The 17137-nt window shown below is 34.6% G+C and carries 12 protein-coding genes; 10 read left to right on the plus strand and 2 right to left on the minus strand.

Features of this window, described 5'->3' with window-relative positions; translation table 11 throughout:
• Window positions 1-17 precede the first annotated feature (17 nt).
• Entirely contained in the window at window positions 18-857 is an 840-nt protein-coding gene (locus D7004_RS09780) for an energy transducer TonB (RefSeq protein WP_123205684.1), read from the minus strand.
• A gap of 203 nt (window positions 858-1060) precedes the next feature.
• On the opposite strand from D7004_RS09780, the gene D7004_RS09785 reads away from it, so the two are divergent.
• Together D7004_RS09785 and D7004_RS09790 are read left to right on the plus strand one after the other, a co-directional pair.
• Entirely contained in the window at window positions 1061-3235 is a 2175-nt protein-coding gene (locus D7004_RS09785; protein WP_123205685.1) for a glutamine synthetase III family protein, read from the plus strand.
• 342 nt (window positions 3236-3577) lie between these two features.
• Window positions 3578-4759, plus strand: coding sequence for an AIR synthase related protein (locus D7004_RS09790; protein WP_123205686.1), 1182 nt, complete (start codon window positions 3578-3580; stop codon window positions 4757-4759).
• 162 nt (window positions 4760-4921) lie between these two features.
• On the opposite strand, the gene D7004_RS09795 is transcribed toward D7004_RS09790, so the two are convergent.
• Window positions 4922-8278 carry a TonB-dependent receptor gene (locus D7004_RS09795; RefSeq protein ID WP_123205687.1) on the minus strand — a complete coding sequence of 1119 codons (3357 nt, stop codon included), beginning with the start codon at window positions 8276-8278 and terminating at the stop codon, window positions 4922-4924.
• 588 nt (window positions 8279-8866) lie between these two features.
• Here D7004_RS09795 and lpdA point away from each other — a divergent pair.
• From lpdA to D7004_RS09835, 8 genes are all read left to right on the plus strand, one after another.
• On the plus strand, window positions 8867-10255 hold the full coding sequence (gene lpdA / locus D7004_RS09800) for a dihydrolipoyl dehydrogenase (protein ID WP_123205688.1): 1389 nt from the start codon (window positions 8867-8869) through the stop codon (window positions 10253-10255).
• Between the two features lie 207 nt (window positions 10256-10462).
• A complete protein-coding gene (locus D7004_RS09805; protein WP_123205689.1) occupies window positions 10463-11302 on the plus strand; it encodes an MBL fold metallo-hydrolase in 840 nt (279 codons plus the stop codon).
• 2 nt (window positions 11303-11304) lie between these two features.
• Window positions 11305-11871 carry a GNAT family N-acetyltransferase gene (locus D7004_RS09810; RefSeq protein WP_123205690.1) on the plus strand — a complete coding sequence of 189 codons (567 nt, stop codon included), beginning with the start codon at window positions 11305-11307 and terminating at the stop codon, window positions 11869-11871.
• Window positions 11872-11949: 78 nt separating this feature from the next.
• On the plus strand, window positions 11950-12309 hold the full coding sequence (locus D7004_RS09815; RefSeq protein WP_123205691.1) for a hypothetical protein: 360 nt from the start codon (window positions 11950-11952) through the stop codon (window positions 12307-12309).
• 216 nt (window positions 12310-12525) lie between these two features.
• Entirely contained in the window at window positions 12526-13053 is a 528-nt protein-coding gene (locus D7004_RS09820; protein ID WP_123205692.1) for a ferritin, read from the plus strand.
• 541 nt (window positions 13054-13594) lie between these two features.
• Window positions 13595-15043, plus strand: coding sequence for a circularly permuted type 2 ATP-grasp protein (locus tag D7004_RS09825; RefSeq protein ID WP_123205693.1), 1449 nt, complete (start codon window positions 13595-13597; stop codon window positions 15041-15043).
• A gap of 9 nt (window positions 15044-15052) precedes the next feature.
• On the plus strand, window positions 15053-15988 hold the full coding sequence (locus D7004_RS09830; protein WP_123205694.1) for an alpha-E domain-containing protein: 936 nt from the start codon (window positions 15053-15055) through the stop codon (window positions 15986-15988).
• Between the two features lie 45 nt (window positions 15989-16033).
• Window positions 16034-17023, plus strand: coding sequence for a transglutaminase family protein (locus D7004_RS09835; RefSeq protein WP_123205695.1), 990 nt, complete (start codon window positions 16034-16036; stop codon window positions 17021-17023).
• Window positions 17024-17137: the final 114 nt, after the last annotated feature.

Consider the following 17137-nt stretch of genomic DNA (forward strand, 5'->3'; position numbering starts at 1 on the left):
ACCTCCCTCTTACATTACTAATTTCCTAGCGTAAAATTTATCGGCAAATTGTATCTTACTCTTACTGGCGTTCCTTTATTTTTACCAGGTTTCCAAGCAGGCGATTTTTTTATTACTTTCATTGCCTCTTCATCACATCCAGAGCCAATTCCTCTTACTAAAGTTACGTTACTTATCGAGCCATCTTTTTCAACTACAAAGCTTAAAAATACTTTACCGGTTGTTCCTTTTTCCTGCGCTTCAAAAGGATATCTCAAATTCCGCTGAATGTATTTTGCCCATGCTTTCATTCCACCTTCAAACTCTGGATATTCATCTACACCTGGCAAATCGATAACTTCATTTCCTGATGCAGTACCGCTATCATTGCCATTAACATCTCCATCACCTTTTCCAGTATTTGTAGAGATAACTAAATTAGGCTTGATTTCGCCATCCTGAGTTTTATCACTAATAACTGCGTTTTGAATATCACTTATAGTTGGAGGTTCAGGAATATCAATTTCATCAACAACAACAATTTTAGATGGCATTGCAACTGTTTTTACTTTTATGGGTTCTGTTTTTTCAGGCTCTACCTTTTTCTCTGGTTCAGGTTTCTTCATCGAATGAATTACATCCGTTAATTCGACTGTTTTCGTAATCGTTGTTGCTTCGATTTTCTCTGGAAAGAGTTTACCATAGATAAATGGTGTTATGAAAAAGAGCACAAAAACGCAACTCGCTATAAAGAGCGATTTTGTTAAAATTGATGATGATTGTGCTCTAAGTACATAAGCACCATAATTTTTGTTTCTGCCTGCGAATACAATATCGAGCCACTCGGTTTTGTAAACATTGAATGAAGAGTTGAACATAGCTTTAGTTTTTTATTATGATGATGTAGGAAAACTCATAATTCCATAAAGCGCTGAAACATCAATTTTATTTATGAAAAATGAAATAATCAACATCAAAAACATTTTTTAATTTCATTTTCAATAATTTTTAGAATTTTAATTGAATTGTTTCATAAAAATTAAGAAAATATACTATTTTTGACAAAAAACATAACAAATTAATGAAAAGCTTAAGAACCATCGCATTAAAAGAGGCTCAAAACAGAATTTCACCAGAAGTTAAATCACCATCAGCAAAAATTTCTGACTTTTTTGGCGCTAATGTATTTGATAAGAGAAAAATGAGAGATTTCTTATCTAAAGACGTGTATGAGAAGTTAATATCATCCATCAACCAGGGTGAATTAATTAACACTGATGACGCAAATCAAATTGCTACAGCTATGAAAGCTTGGGCAATGAGTGCTGGCGCAACACATTATACACACTGGTTCCAACCATTAACAGGAACAACTGCAGAAAAGCATGATTCATTTTTTGAGCCAAGTGGCGATGGTGCTATCGAGAAATTTGCAGGAAGCGCCCTAGTTCAACAAGAACCAGATGCATCAAGTTTCCCGAATGGTGGTATTCGTAATACCTTCGAAGCTCGTGGTTACACTGCATGGGATCCTTCATCGCCTGCATTCATCATGGAAAGTAAAGCTGGTAAAACACTTTGTATCCCTACAGTTTTTGTATCATATACCGGTGAAGCCTTGGATTATAAAGCACCTTTGTTAAAAGCATTAGCTGCGCTTGATAAAGCTGCTGTTGATGTTTGCCAATATTTCGATAAAAGCATTACTAAAGTAAATGCTTCTTTAGGTATCGAACAAGAATATTTCTTAGTTGATGAGTCATTGTTTAATGCTCGTCCGGATTTATTATTAACTGGTCGTGCTTTATTCGGACACATGTCTGCTAAAGGACAACAGTTAGAAGATCATTACTTCGGTTCAATTCCTGAGCGTGTATTTAGTTACATGGTTGATTTTGAAAATGAGGCTTTAAAATTAGGTATTCCTTTAAAAACCCGTCATAACGAAGTTGCGCCTTCTCAATTCGAGTGTGCACCTATTTACGAAGAAATCAATTTAGCTATCGATCATAATCAATTGTTGATGGATTTGATGGAAAAAGTTGCTCGTCGTCACCATTTCCGTGTTTTATTGCACGAAAAACCTTATGCGGGTATCAATGGTTCGGGTAAACACAACAACTGGTCGTTAATTACAGATACAGGTAAAAATTTATTAGCACCTGGTAAAACGCCAAAAAACAACTTAATGTTTCTTGCTTTCTTTGTAAATACAATTAAAGCTGTTAGCGAACATGCAGATTTATTACGTGCAAGTATTGCATCGGTAAGTAATGACCACCGTTTAGGTGCAAATGAAGCGCCACCAGCAATTATCTCTATCTTCCTTGGTTCTCAATTGAACGATGTTTTAGATGAGATTGAGCACTCACGCATCAGCAAAAAAATTAAAGAAGATAATGCGCTTTGGTTGGGCATTCCTAAAATTCCACAAATTTTGTTGGATAATACAGATCGTAACCGTACATCTCCTTTTGCTTTTACTGGTAATAAATTTGAGTTAAGAGCTGTTGGTTCATCGGCTAACTCTTCTGCACCAATGACTATCTTAAATGCCATCATGGCAGAGCAGTTGGTTAAATTTAAAACTGAAGTTGATAAATTAATCAAGAAAGGTGATAAAAAAGACATCGCATTATTAACTGTAATCAAAAAATACATTAAAGAATCGAAATCTATTCGTTTTGAAGGTAATGGTTACAGTCAGGAGTGGGAAGATGAAGCTGCAACACGCGGTTTATCAAACATCAAAACTACACCTAAAGCTTTAGATGCTTATTTAACTGAAAAATCTGCTGATTTATTTAACTCAACAGGAATTTACAGCAAACGTGAAATTCATGCTCGTCATGAAATCATGTTGGAAAACTTCTATAAAAAATTACAAATTGAAGCTCGTGTAATGGGCGAAGTTGCAAACACTGCAATTATCCCAGCTGCAATTGCCTATCAAAACTCGTTAATTGCTAACGTTAAAGGTTTAAAAGAAATTGGTGTTGATAGCAAAGTTTCATTAGACATCGTTAAAAAATTAACGGAACATTTAGAAATTGTTAAAACCAATATCGATGCGATGTTAGAAGAACGTAAATTAACCAACAAAATCGAAGATACTCGTGAAAAAGCAATTGCTTACGATGAGAAAGTTAAAACATACTTCGAAGTTATCCGCTACCATGCAGATAAATTAGAACAAATTGTTGATGATAGCGTTTGGCCTTTACCAAAATTCAGAGAATTATTATTCATGAAATAAATTTTGAACCGTAAGGTTTAAGGTATAGGGCGTAAGGTTAAACTTTACGCCCTTTTTTTATTAAGATTTTTAGGATGATAGGATTTTAAGATTCAGGTGTTCAAAATCTAAATGTTTTAGAGAATAGGTATTATTGGATAATAGGATTTTAAGATTATAGCATTCAAACTTGAATGCCCTTACATTTCATAATTTTGGATTCCAATTCCCATCACCCATCTTACATCACCCATCTCCCATCTTATATCCCTCATTTTCCATTTCTATTATTTTACAGGTGAAATTAAAACATCTGACTTCAGTCTTCGGACTCCGGACTTTTTCATTTATCTTTGCGGCAACATGAGTGATAACAGGTACAATCAACGTGGCGTTTCGGCCTCAAAAGAAGATGTGCACAATGCCATCAAAAATATCGACAAAGGAATTTTCCCGAAAGCATTTTGTAAAATCATCCCAGATATTTTAGGTGGAGAAGATGATTATTGCAACATTATGCATGCCGATGGTGCAGGTACCAAATCATCCTTGGCTTATGTATATTGGAAAGAAACCAACGATATCTCTGTTTGGAAAGGCATTGCGCAAGATGCTATTATCATGAACCTCGACGATTTAATCTGCGTTGGTGCAACTGATAATATATTGCTTTCTTCAACAATAGGTAGAAATAAAAATTTAATCCCAGGCGAAGTTATTGCTGCCGTGATTAATGGAACAGAAGAAATTCTTGCTGATTTACGCGAACAGGGCATCTCTATATACTCAACAGGAGGCGAAACTGCAGATGTTGGCGATTTAGTTAGAACCATTATTGTAGATTCTACGGTAACTTGCCGCATGAAACGTGATGACGTAATTAGCAACGACAATATCAAACCTGGGAATGTGGTTGTAGGACTGGCTTCATACGGTCAAGCTACTTACGAAACGGAATATAATGGTGGAATGGGTTCTAACGGATTAACCTCTGCCCGTCATGATGTATTTAATAAAACAATAGCTAACACTTATCCAGAAAGTTTCGATGCTGCTGTGCCTTATGATTTGGTTTTTTCTGGAAATAAAAAATTAACCGATGAAGTCGAAATCGATGGTTTTGGAAAAATAACCGTTGGCAAACTTGTGCTATCTCCTACCCGAACTTATGCTCCAATAATAAAAAAAATCTTAAAACATTACCGAAATCAAATTGATGGTATTGTGCATTGTAGTGGCGGCGCTCAAACTAAAGTATTGCATTTTGTAAATGATGATATCCACGTAATTAAAGATAATCTATTTACAGTTCCACCCCTATTTAAATTGATTCAGGAAGAATCTGGCACTGATTGGAAAGAAATGTACAAAGTGTTTAATATGGGCCACCGCATGGAACTTTACGTACCTGAAGAAATAGCCGCTAATATTATTGAAATTGCTAAAAGCTTTAATGTGGATGCTCAAATAATTGGCCGTGTAGAAAAAGGCGACAAAAAGCAAGTGACAATAAATAGCGAAAAAGGAAGGTTTGTTTATAATTAGTTAGACCGAAAATACTAAAGCCGTGCAGATTTCGAAGTCTGCACGGCTTTTTTGTATCTATTAATGTAATCTTTTACAGATTTAAGTAACACGCAATAATTTTATTTATAAAAAAAAGTCCCGATTTTCATCGGGACTTTCAACTATATTAAATTTTAAATCTTAGTTAAAATTATAACGAACACCAAACTGCATGTAGTAGGTTGAAGCTATTGTTTGAGAAGTTCCAAAAGTACTTCTAGTTAAATCATTACTTGTCGCACCCATTCTAAATGTTGGTCTGGTTGTATTGTTAATTGCTGCAACGTTCTGAGGAACTAAAATTGCACTTTGATTAACAAAATTTACATTTCCCCACTTACGGTTTAACAAATTACCTACGTTAAATATATCAACAGTAAACTGGAAAGAATTTTTAGTTTTACCAAAATCTTTGAAGACTTCCTGGGTTAATCTGAAGTCAAATTGATTCCTCCAAGGAGACGTACCTGCATTACGTTCAGCATACTCACCTCTGTGTTTACTTAAATATTTGTCTTGTGATATATAAGCTTCAAATGCATCGCTTTGTTCCTGCGCTGTATAAGCTCTTCCGTAACCATTAGTTCCTGCAGGGATCGCAACGAATGTTATTTCAGAAGCATCTCTTGGTATGTAAATTAAGTCATTCCCAGATTGACCATCTCTATTAAAGTCAGAACTATAAGTATAAGAGAAACGACCTTGTTGGCTACCTTCATAGAATAAAGAGAATGAAGTAGCTAAATTTCCAAAATATGATTTTCTGTAAGAAATATTAGCAATGAAACGATCTGGATTTAAGTTACTAGAATAACTTAAAGTCGGCGTATTTGGATTACTCGAAGTTTGAGGAATAGACCATAAGTTTAATAATTGGTCACCACCACCATCACCATAGTTACGTTGATCTGATCTGGTGTAAGCTACCATGGCAGAAAGTCCACCTTGAAATTGCTTTGTTAATTGAGCAGTAGCTTGCCAATTATAACCACCTTTGGCATTCGTCATTCTAATAACATTGAAGCCAGATGAACTTGTTGCAGCTGCAGTAGTCGCAACTTGGCCCGCTGCAGTTAAAGAAACATTTTGTCTAGCAAATGCACCTCCTGAAGTTGTCGGAGCTAAACCTGCTGAAGGAAACATTGGTCTTGTATCTCCATAACCACTTATCGCTAAGTTAGTTGGATTAACTAAATTAATATTTTGAGCAACTGCAACATTCAAATCTCTTCCATAAATACCTTCTAATGTACCAACTACACCCCAAGGTAACTTAATATCAAATGCTAAGCTAGATTTCCAAGTTTGGGGAAATTTAAGATTTGGAGACATTACACTAATGCTACTTGGAATCGACGTTCCTGCGGCTGGCGCTGCTGAAAGTAAATTGGGTGCAATACTAGGATTAAAAAATGGTGTATTTGCTTGACCAGAATAGGTTTGTGTATATTGAAGTAAGCCTGCATCACCCGATTGAGAAACAATCCAAACGAATGGAATACGACCTGTAAAAATACCAGTACCACCTCTTACTTGGAAAGAGCGGTCGCCAAATACATTCCAGTTAAAACCAAAACGTGGAGAATATGATATTCTATTTTCAGGCAATAAACCAGTATCAACTTTTTGACCTGCAAAATTTAAACCAGCTACTAATGGATGTGTTCTAACTTCAGTAACATCAGGGTAACTTGCTTGCTCAACACGCAAACCAGCAGTTAATTTTAAACGATCTGTAACAGTAAATTCATCTTGTAAATAAGCAGAGTATTGATTGAACTTAAAGCTTGGATAAGCTTGAGAACCATCAGCTGTCAAAGGATAAGTAACCGCATAATTTGAAGGCTTTGCATTATTTACAAAATCATTCCATGAGTTAAAAACGTAGTAACCAGTTCCGAAACGTTGAAAGCCATTTTTAGTTGTACTAAATTCTGCTTGTAAACCTAATGTTATATTATGTTTACCAAGCGCCAAACTTAAATCGTCACTGTATGTATAGCCTTTAACATCTCTTAAATTTCCATAAGTAAATGGCTCATAACCAAATGTTGTAGCAACATTCGCTCCATCTAATATATCTACTAAAGGAAAAGGAGAACTATCAGAAGTTCTAGGGTCATTTTGGTGAGAATATGTTGCACGTGCAACATTCGTAACTTTGCTTCCAAATGATGAAGTTAATTCCGCAACACCTGAATATAAGTTAGCTGCTTGATAATAATTTGAATTAAAGAAAGATAAAGCATTTACCGATCCTCTGTTATTTGTAGCCCCAAAAGTAACACCTGAACCTGTAGTAGATGTACTTAAAGATGAAGGAGACTGACTTTCTACCTGGTTATAACGAACACTGAAGCGATGATTTTTAGAAATGTTCCAATCTAACCTGGCAAACATTTTTTCGTTATCACTAATATTTGAATAGCCCTGATATGGACCTGTTTTATAACCATATTTAGCATCTAAATATGAAGATACAGTATTTAAAAAGTCTGCAGTTGGTTTTGCTACAAATGATGGAGTACCTGGTGCACCAAATGCTAAGCCAGGTGTAGAAGCAATTTTCGTTGTTCCTGGAGCTATAGTATGCTTCTTTTCGTAATTTACAAAAAAGAATAATTTATCTTTAATAATTGGACCTCCTAAACTGAAACCATAGTTTTTCTCATCTAATTTCTGAAGAGTTGGAATTCTATATGATTCACCAATTCTTTTACCTTGTTGGTCATCGCCACGCATTGTGTAAAATGCATTTCCTTGAAAACTATTTGTACCTGAACGAGTTACTGCAGTAACAGAACCACCTGTAAAACCAGTTTGGCGAACATCGAATGGAGTTACATTAATTGAGATCTGCTCTAATGCATCTATAGATATTGGAGAACCACCCGCTGGGATATTCTGACCAATACCAAATTGATTGTTAAAGTTAGCTCCATCTACAGTAAAGTTATTCGAACGATAATTACCACCTCCAATTGAAGTGCCGTTTGCTTGAGGAGTTAAACGCGTTAAATCATTTACGCTACGAGTAATAGTAGGCAAGCTCTGAATTTGAGCTTTACTTATAACAGTTGATGTACCATTTCTGCTAGAATTCAGGATTGTATTGTTACCCTGACCAACAACTTTCACCTCAGATAAAGTTGAACTATTATCTGATAAAGTTAAATTTAATAAATACGGCTCACCTAATTTTAAGTAAATTTCAGTTTGCTTATCAGCCTTGTAACCTACAAAACTAACTTCAACTGTGTATGGTCCGCCAACACGCATACCACCAATTGTAAAACGACCATCGTTATTAGTTGATACCGTATAAACAGTACCTGTGGGCGTGTGCGTAGCTTTAATGCTTGCGCCAGGCAAAGTGCCTTTGTCATCCTTAATGGTTCCTGTCATAGATGATGTAGTTACCTGTGCATTAACACTAAAGGTAATCGCTACAAAAGCCACAATAACAAGCATTAATCTTAAAAGTAAAGATTTCTTCATACTTTGATTTTTAAATTTGTTTTTTTTGAATAATAAATCGGGGAAGATTTTATGCCGCAAATGTACTTATTAATTTTTAACACATTTTAACATCCAATGTTAAATAATTATTAATTCTATCAATACTTTTCAACAATTAACATCAATTATTTAGGCGTTCACTATGAGCATATTAACAATTAACCTAATCAGTTGTAAATTATTAGCAAACACGCATCTCAAAAACTTATAAATGATATAAATAAATGGTTTACGATAAAATATTTAAGCTTTATATGCTTTAATTGTAAATTCTGGATAATTTATTTCTGTATCTAAATAATCACCCAATCAATTAACATTTTTTTTTTAGTTTTGACGATTGGTGTGCAAGATTAAATCACCAATAACGTAATGCAGATATTTATATAGATGCGGGATTAATTTGCATTCAGCGAAGACCTCTTTAACCAAAGATTACTTGAAATACAAAACATTTACAATACAAATCTCTTTAGTGTAGAGAAAACCTTCTATAATTAACTACTTAAATTGTTAATAAGTTGCAGAAGTTTATATCTACAAGTAAAAAATAAACTATAAAAACAGATGAATTACGACGTTATTGTTTTAGGCAGCGGCCCAGGTGGTTATGTAGCTGCAATCAGAGCTTCTCAATTAGGACTAAAAGTTGCTATTGTTGAGCGTGAATCATTAGGTGGAATTTGTTTAAACTGGGGATGTATCCCAACTAAAGCACTTTTAAAAAGTGCACAGGTTTTTGAATATATTAATCACGCTGCTGATTATGGAATTACAACATCTGGTGCCACAGCAGATTTTGCAGCAGTAGTAAAACGAAGCCGCGGTGTAGCCGATGGTATGAGTAAAGGCGTTCAATTTTTAATGAAAAAAAATAAAATTGACGTAATTATGGGTACTGGTAAGGTTAAGCCAGGAAACAAATTAGAGGTTAATGGTGCTGATGGTTCTCAACAAGAATTAACAGCTAAAAATATTATTATAGCAACCGGAGCACGTTCGAGAGAATTGCCAAACCTGAAGCAAGACGGTAAGAAAATTATTGGTTATCGCCAGGCAATGGTTTTACCTGAGCAACCTAAAAGCATGGTTGTTGTTGGTTCTGGTGCGATTGGTGTTGAGTTTGCCTATTTTTATGCTACAATGGGTACGAAAGTAACTATCGTAGAATTTATGGAAAACATAGTACCTGTTGAAGATGAAGATGTTTCTAAACAATTATTACGTAGCCTTAAAAAAGTTGGTATCGATGTAATGACTTCTGCTTCTGTTGAAGCTGTTGACACGAGCGGTTCCGGCTGTAAAGTATCGGTAAAAACGGCTTCTGGTATGCAAACTATCGAAGCGGATATCGTTCTATCTGCAGCTGGTATTGTTGCCAACATCGAAAACATTGGTTTAGAAGAAACTGGTATTAAAACAGAAAAAGGAAAAATTGTTACGGATGAATTCTATAATACATCGGTAAAAGGTTATTATGCTATTGGTGATGCAGTTGGCGGACAAGCTTTAGCTCACGTTGCATCAGCTGAAGGAATTATTTGTGTAGAGAAAATTGCTGGTCAGCATGTTGAGCCATTAGATTATAACAATATCCCTGGATGCACGTATTGCACACCAGAAATAGCATCAGTTGGTTATACAGAAAAAGCAGCAAAAGCAGCTGGTTACGAGTTGAAAATTGGTAAGTTTCCATTTTCTGCATCGGGTAAAGCAAGTGCTGCAGGCGCAAAAGATGGTTTCGTAAAACTTATTTTTGATGCTAAATATGGAGAATTATTAGGCGCCCACATGATTGGTACTAATGTTACTGAAATGATTGCCGAAATTGTTGTTGCTCGTAAATTAGAAACAACAGGTCATGAGATGATAAAATCTGTTCACCCGCACCCAACCATGAGCGAAGCCATTATGGAAGCTGCCGCTGATGCTTACGGAGAAGTGATACATTTGTAAGGAAGGTTTATGGTTGAAGGCTGAAGGTTTAAGGCTGAAGAATGCAGAAATACTGCAAGTCTATAATTTTAATCAATTTAATCGTTAAGTTTATTTTCCATAAATAAAATCATAATAAATCAAAACCCTTTAGTTTGTTCTAAAGGGTTTTGTATTTTTATAGGCTATTTTTCTAATAAACCCTAAACCCTAAACCCTAAACCCTAAATGAAACTCCACACCATTAATACTGGCTTATTTAAACTTGATGGCGGCGCAATGTTTGGCGTTGTGCCAAAAGCAATATGGCAAAAAACAAACCCCGCTGATGCTAATAACCTTTGTACTTGGGCTATGCGATGCCTTTTAATCGAAGATAGTAATAGCCTTACCTTAATAGATACAGGAATTGGAAATAAGCAAGATGAAAAGTTTTTTAGCCACTATTATTTGCATGGCGATGATTCGATTGATAAATCCTTAGCAAATTTAGGTTTTAGTACAGCAGATATTACCGATGTATTTCTAACCCATCTGCATTTCGACCATGTTGGCGGCGCAGTAATTCGTGATGGAGAAAAGCTTATTCCAGCATTTAAAAACGCAACTTATTGGAGCAATGAAAAACATTGGCAATGGGCTGTTGAACCGAATGCCAGAGAAAAGGCGTCTTTTTTAAAAGAAAACATTTTGCCGATTCAGCAAAGCGGACAATTAAAATTCATTTCAGAGCAAGAAAATATTGAATGGAGAAAAGGAATTAACATTGGCTTTGCTTATGGACATACCGATGCCATGATGCTTCCTAAAATAAATTACAAAGGTAAAACCATTGTTTACATGGCTGATTTACTTCCATCGGTTGGTCACCTGCCCCTTCCCTATGTAATGGCTTATGACATGTTTCCGTTGCAAACACTAACCGAAAAACAAGCTTTTTTGGAAGAAGCAGTAGACCATAATTACATTCTGTATCTGGAGCACGATCCAATTCATGAATGTTGTACCCTGCAAAGAACTGAGAAAGGAATCCGTGTAGCAGAAACTTTTAATTTAAGCGATATTTAATAATGATTCGCAAAGCAAAAATTAGCGATGCAAAAGCTGTTGCCCCGCTAATTATTCGGGCAATGGGCGAGCTAGCTTACAAATTCAGCAATACGAATAATCATGGTGCTACAATAAAATTATTTGAACATTTCTTTAAAGAAGCCAATAACCAGTATAGTTTTGAAAATACATTAGTTTATACTAATGAAAACGATGAAGTACTAGGTTCCATAAACGCTTATAACGGTGCAAAGTTGATAGAACTCAGGACTAATTTTTTAACTTACCTTTCCCTTCATTGTGGTTTAGAAAATTTTATTCCAGAACCCGAAACGCAAGCTGGCGAATTTTATCTAGACACAATTAGTGTTAACCCAACCTCACAAGGTAAAGGCATCGGCAAACAATTAATTGATGCCGGCATTAATTGGGCAGCAGAATTAGGACATACAAAAGTAGGTTTACTGGTTGAAACCAATAATGACAAAGCATTGAAGCTTTATCAAAACAAAGGTTTCGAGATTAGTGATGAAAAACAATTTATTGGTGGAAGTTATCATCACATGATTTATCATATCGCGGCTTAAATCTTTACGATGTAATATCAAGAATTTATTTCCATTTTTATTTGTATTTAATCTAAATAATAGCAATTTTTGCATCAGATGGAAAAAGCTTGTATCAATATTAACGAACTGATTAACGTATTCTCAACTAAACAAGGTTCTATTTATCAATCTGATAAGTTAAACTGCTTTTTTGTTGATTTCGGTGGTAAGTTTGCTCGTTACAATTGTCTATCACTTCGCAAATTAAAAAAAGTAGTTGAAGATATTGATATTGATGCACTTCTATTAAATACCCATAAAGCTGATTTTGAACTCGTAACTTTTAATGGCTGCGAACATATTTATTTGTTGAACGCTTGCGAAATTGTTGCCTTAAAGGAATTATTACAAGGTACTTTTACTATGTTCAAGCTCAATCATTTAATTAGCGATTGCTTACATAGATTGGTTGTTTAGCGATATTGGTTAATGGAATAGGAAAAAATTAGCAATCAACTGAGTACTTACTTCTTCTATTTTCCATCTACCCTACGCCATCATCCATTTCCCATCATCCATCTTATATCTTACATCTTCTTTACAACAATTTAGACTAATTTCATATAGCAAATATTGCACACAATATGCTTATTAAGATGTTACATTTGTACTATTAGTTAAGCAAGTAAAATTATGAAAGACTTAATGCGTATTAAATGTTTAATATCACAGGATATTGAAACACTTTTAAATCAGCAAATAAAAAAAGAGGCACACTCTTCATCACTATATTTATCAATGTCGTCTTGGTGCGACCAGAATGGATTTGATTTTTCGGCAGATTACTTCGCAAAACAATCTGAAGAAGAAAGAATGCACCAGTTAAAATTGTTCAAATACGTTTTAGATATGGGTGGAAATGCCATCTCACCAGAGGTGAATGGAATTAAAACAGATTTTGCAGGCTTTAGAGAAGTTTTTGAAGATGCCTTGGAAGCTGAAATTGCCATTACCCAAAGCTTTAAAAACATTTATGCAAAATGCCAAAACGAACAAGATTTTGTTACGATGGAATTTTTGAACTGGTTCTTGAAAGAACAACGTGAAGAAGAATATAAAGCTCGCCGTGCTTTAGAGTTATTTGAAGTTATTGGTGAAGAAGGTACAGGAAGATGGGAAATTGACAAACATGTTAATAAAATTACCTATTCGGAACAATAAGCAACGAAATAAAAATTTTAGAAAAGCTATCTTAATTAAATTTAAGGTAGCTTTTTCTGTTGCAAAACTATTTTAAGGTGAAATATAATCAGGTAGATTATAAATTGGATAAAAAACGTCAGACAAATTATTAAACCTTAAGTTGAATTATTAATCTTTATACCCAATCGTATCTCAAACTTAAAAAACAAAAAAAGCTTCTTTTTACAAAGAAGCTTAATTTAGTTTAGGTTGTTTGGTTTATGTTGATTATGAATATCCTGTTTTGAACGTTTTTATAAAAAAAGCGCCGTTACCAGCGCTTTTTTTAAACCAAATATATAATAATAATTAACGAGCATTACAAATATACGAAGATCTCTAACATTTCAAATAATTTTATTCAAATTTTTAATTTATTTTTTAATTAATATGTAATTACCTATAAATCAGTAAAAATAAATTAAAAAAATAGCCAATTAATTTATTAAAATTAATTTTTTTATAAAAAACTTGGTAATTATACTTTCAAAATCATACTTTAAGCAAATATTTAAGTTATATGATAGAATATTTTATAAAAAATTACTTAAATCACCCCAACACTTACGATGAAATGTTCCTGAATAGTGATAACTATCGAAATCACTATTCAAATTTCATTAATAATTTCTCTAAAGAATCTCTTGACAATCTGAACAAAAAGGAAGAACTGGCTAAAAAATTATTCATGAGCCAGGGAATTACCTTTACGGTTTATGATAGCGGCGAAGGAATAGAGAAAATTTTTCCTTTTGACATCATCCCACGTATCATTACTTCTAGTGAATGGTCGTTTATTGAAAAAGGAATTAAACAACGCTTAAAAGCTTTAAACCTTTTTTTAAAAGATGTTTACAGCAATCAATTTATTTTGAAGGACAAGATTGTTCCAACGAACGTAATTTATTCTTGTCCGCATTTTTTGCGTGAGATGCATAATGTAAATGTATTGCATGATATTTACATACACATTGCTGGCATCGATTTAATCCGCGACCATGACGGAACTTTTTACGTGCTAGAAGATAACCTCCGTACGCCATCAGGAGTAAGTTACATGCTCGAGAATAGAGAAATTACCAAAAGGCTTTTTCCTGATCTTATTCCACAATGTGGTGTTAGAAGCGTTACAGAATACCCGGCAATTTTATACAAAAACCTAATGGCACTTTCGCCAAGGGCAGTTTCTAACCCTACGATTGTGATGCTTAGTCCGGGAATGTACAATTCTGCATATTATGAACATACCACACTTGCCAGGTTGATGGGTGTAGAATTGGTAGAAGGGCGTGACTTGGTTGTAAAAAACCAGAAGGTATTTATGAAAACAACCATCGGTTTACAGCAAATCGATGTGATTTATCGCCGCGTTGATGATGATTATTTGGATCCTTTGGTATTTAATCCGAATAGTGTTCTAGGCGTAGCTGGCTTAATGGGCGCTTATCGAAAAGGTAACGTTGCAATCGTAAATGCCGTTGGGAATGGTGTTGCTGATGATAAAGCCGTTTATACCTACGTTCCAGATATGATTAAATATTACCTGAATGAAGAACCCATTTTAAAAAATGTACCCACCTACCAATTAAGCAATCGCGATGAACTGGAATATGTTTTCGAGAACATCAATAAAATGGTTATTAAAAAAACCAATGGAAGCGGCGGTTACGGGATGTTGATGGGACATGCAGCTAGCGAACAAGAAACAGAAGAATATAAACTCGAAATTTTAAAAGATCCAAGAAACTTTATAGCACAGCCAACAATTAGCTTGTCTTCTGCGCCTTGTTTTATCAATGGAAAACTATCTCCAAGACGGATAGATTTAAGGCCTTTTGCACTCAACGGACCAGATGGTATTTCGATTGTACCAGGTGGGTTGACAAGAGTTGCTTTGAAAGAAGGCTCGCTGGTGGTAAATAGTTCGCAAGGCGGCGGCAGTAAAGATACATGGGTTTTAACTTCTTAGAATACAAATATGTTAAGTAGAGTAGCTTCAAGCTTATATTGGTTAAGCAGATACGTGGAGCGCAGCGACGGTATGTTGCGCATGTTAAAAATAAATTACGCTTCATCTCAAGATACCATACAGGAATTCACATGGAAACCTGTAATTAGAATTTTTTCGTCTGATGATGAAAATGAATTGTTAAACATTCAGCATGATAGTCGTGCTGTTATAGAATACCTTTTATTAAATAGAGAAAATCCAAATTCGATTTTAAATATTATTACACTTGCCAGAGAGAATGCAAGAAGTGTGCAAGAGCATATTCCAAAAGATTTATGGCAATGCTTAAATGAATATTACCACACCGTAAAAGATGAAAAGTTGTTGTGGTATGTACAAAAAGACGACCCTATAACCGCTTTGGATATCCTGATTAAACAAGTAATGTTATATCACGGCACAGCCGATAGTGCTATGGAGCGTGGAGAAAGCAGAAGTTTTATGAAAATCGGAAAGCATCTCGAAAGAAGTATTCAATCAATTGATATTTTGGATATCAAATTTAGTTCGATAACCACCAATCCAGATTTGTTAACCGATATTGCTTATTGGAAACACCTGCTCCTATCTTTAGGCGGCTATGAACTGTACTTAAAAACCTATCGACAAGGATTTGATGCGAAAAATATTATCGAATTGGTAATGTTAAATAATGATTTCCCACGTTCGGCACTGTATTCTATGAACAATATCGAACGGTATTTCGGCCGTTTAAAAAGCGAAAATAATATCGAACATTATAATAATCTATCCTTTAAAATAGGGAGATTAAAAAGCATGATTACCTATAGTTCGGTAAATACTATGGGCGAAGAGCAGTTACATGATTATTTAACGCAAATCAGATCTGAAGTTTTTGGTATCGGAAATTCTTTAAATGAATATTATTTTGCAAATTCATAATTCATCCCGGTAGGTTCAAATAAAAATAATTTAACGAAAGCATTTATGCCATTATTTAAAATTAAACACATTACCAATTACAAGTACGAATTGCCTGTTCGGGATAGCGCAAATCAGATTATTTTATTCCCGATTAAAGATGATTTTCAGAAAGTTGTTCAGCATGATTTGAATATTTCTGGGAGTCCTGAAATTGAAATATTTATTGATTATTATGGAAATGAAGTTGGAACTTTTACACAAAATGAACCGCACAATCAATTAAAAATATTTTCGAAGGTTTGTGTAGAAACTTTTCCAAAACCATTACCGCAAGATGATATGTTTAGTAGCGAGCAATGGACCAGTTTGGATTTACTGAAATTCGAAGTGCCTTATATTGATTATTTAAGACAAGATTATTTCGATGGGATTGTAGCTTTAAAGGATACTGCATTATCTATTAAAAATGATGATGATACGCCTTACCAAACTGCCATAAAATATTGCGAGCATGTATTTCATAATTTCGAATACATTAAGGGGATTACTGCAGTAGATACTACTATTGAAGAAATTATGAAGTTAAAAGCAGGTGTTTGTCAGGATTTTGCGCATGTTTTAACTGCAATGCTCCGATTGACTGGTATCCCTGCCCGTTATGTAAGTGGTTACATTTGCCCAAATAGAGATGGTATGAGAGGCGAAGGTGCAACACACGCCTGGGCTGAAGCGTACCTACCAGAATATGGTTGGCTAGGGCTCGATCCAACTAACAATTGCATCGCAAATGAAAACCATGTTCGCTTGGCCGTAGGTAGAAATTTTACAGATTGCTCACCAGTTAAAGGTGTTTACAAAGGTGGCTTTGAACACATTATGGAAGTTAATGTTTCTGTAGGTTATAATGACGAAGATTTTAATGAAAATGAGAACTACTTTCAACCAAAAGAAGTTAATTACTCAAAACCATCAGCAACGGTAACTTCTGCAAGAAAGCAAAACAGCTATCAGCAGTATATGGAGGCAATGCAGCAGCAACAACAACAACAATAGACTAGGATTTATTAGGATTTTGGGATTATAAGATAAAGGAGGATAAGATCATAAATTTATTTAGATTTTAGGATTAAAGGATAATCAGGATTCAAGCTAAGAGGCAGGAGTTTT

The organism is Pedobacter jejuensis (assembly GCF_003725795.1).
Taxonomy (GTDB): Bacteria; Bacteroidota; Bacteroidia; order Sphingobacteriales; family Sphingobacteriaceae; genus Pedobacter; species Pedobacter jejuensis.

Bases quoted from the DNA above. Each gene is read 5' to 3' on its own strand.
- D7004_RS09795 (WP_123205687.1), bottom strand. From the start codon at position 8,278: ATGAAGAAATCTTTACTTTTAAGATTAATGCTTGTTATTGTGGCTTTT.
- D7004_RS09810 (WP_123205690.1), top strand. From the start codon at position 11,305: ATGATTCGCAAAGCAAAAATTAGCGATGCAAAAGCTGTTGCCCCGCTA.
- D7004_RS09815 (WP_123205691.1), top strand. From the start codon at position 11,950: ATGGAAAAAGCTTGTATCAATATTAACGAACTGATTAACGTATTCTCA.
- lpdA (WP_123205688.1), top strand. From the start codon at position 8,867: ATGAATTACGACGTTATTGTTTTAGGCAGCGGCCCAGGTGGTTATGTA.
- D7004_RS09780 (WP_123205684.1), bottom strand. From the start codon at position 857: ATGTTCAACTCTTCATTCAATGTTTACAAAACCGAGTGGCTCGATATT.
- D7004_RS09820 (WP_123205692.1), top strand. From the start codon at position 12,526: ATGAAAGACTTAATGCGTATTAAATGTTTAATATCACAGGATATTGAA.
- D7004_RS09830 (WP_123205694.1), top strand. From the start codon at position 15,053: ATGTTAAGTAGAGTAGCTTCAAGCTTATATTGGTTAAGCAGATACGTG.
- D7004_RS09805 (WP_123205689.1), top strand. From the start codon at position 10,463: ATGAAACTCCACACCATTAATACTGGCTTATTTAAACTTGATGGCGGC.
- D7004_RS09825 (WP_123205693.1), top strand. From the start codon at position 13,595: ATGATAGAATATTTTATAAAAAATTACTTAAATCACCCCAACACTTAC.
- D7004_RS09835 (WP_123205695.1), top strand. From the start codon at position 16,034: ATGCCATTATTTAAAATTAAACACATTACCAATTACAAGTACGAATTG.
- D7004_RS09785 (WP_123205685.1), top strand. From the start codon at position 1,061: ATGAAAAGCTTAAGAACCATCGCATTAAAAGAGGCTCAAAACAGAATT.
- D7004_RS09790 (WP_123205686.1), top strand. From the start codon at position 3,578: ATGAGTGATAACAGGTACAATCAACGTGGCGTTTCGGCCTCAAAAGAA.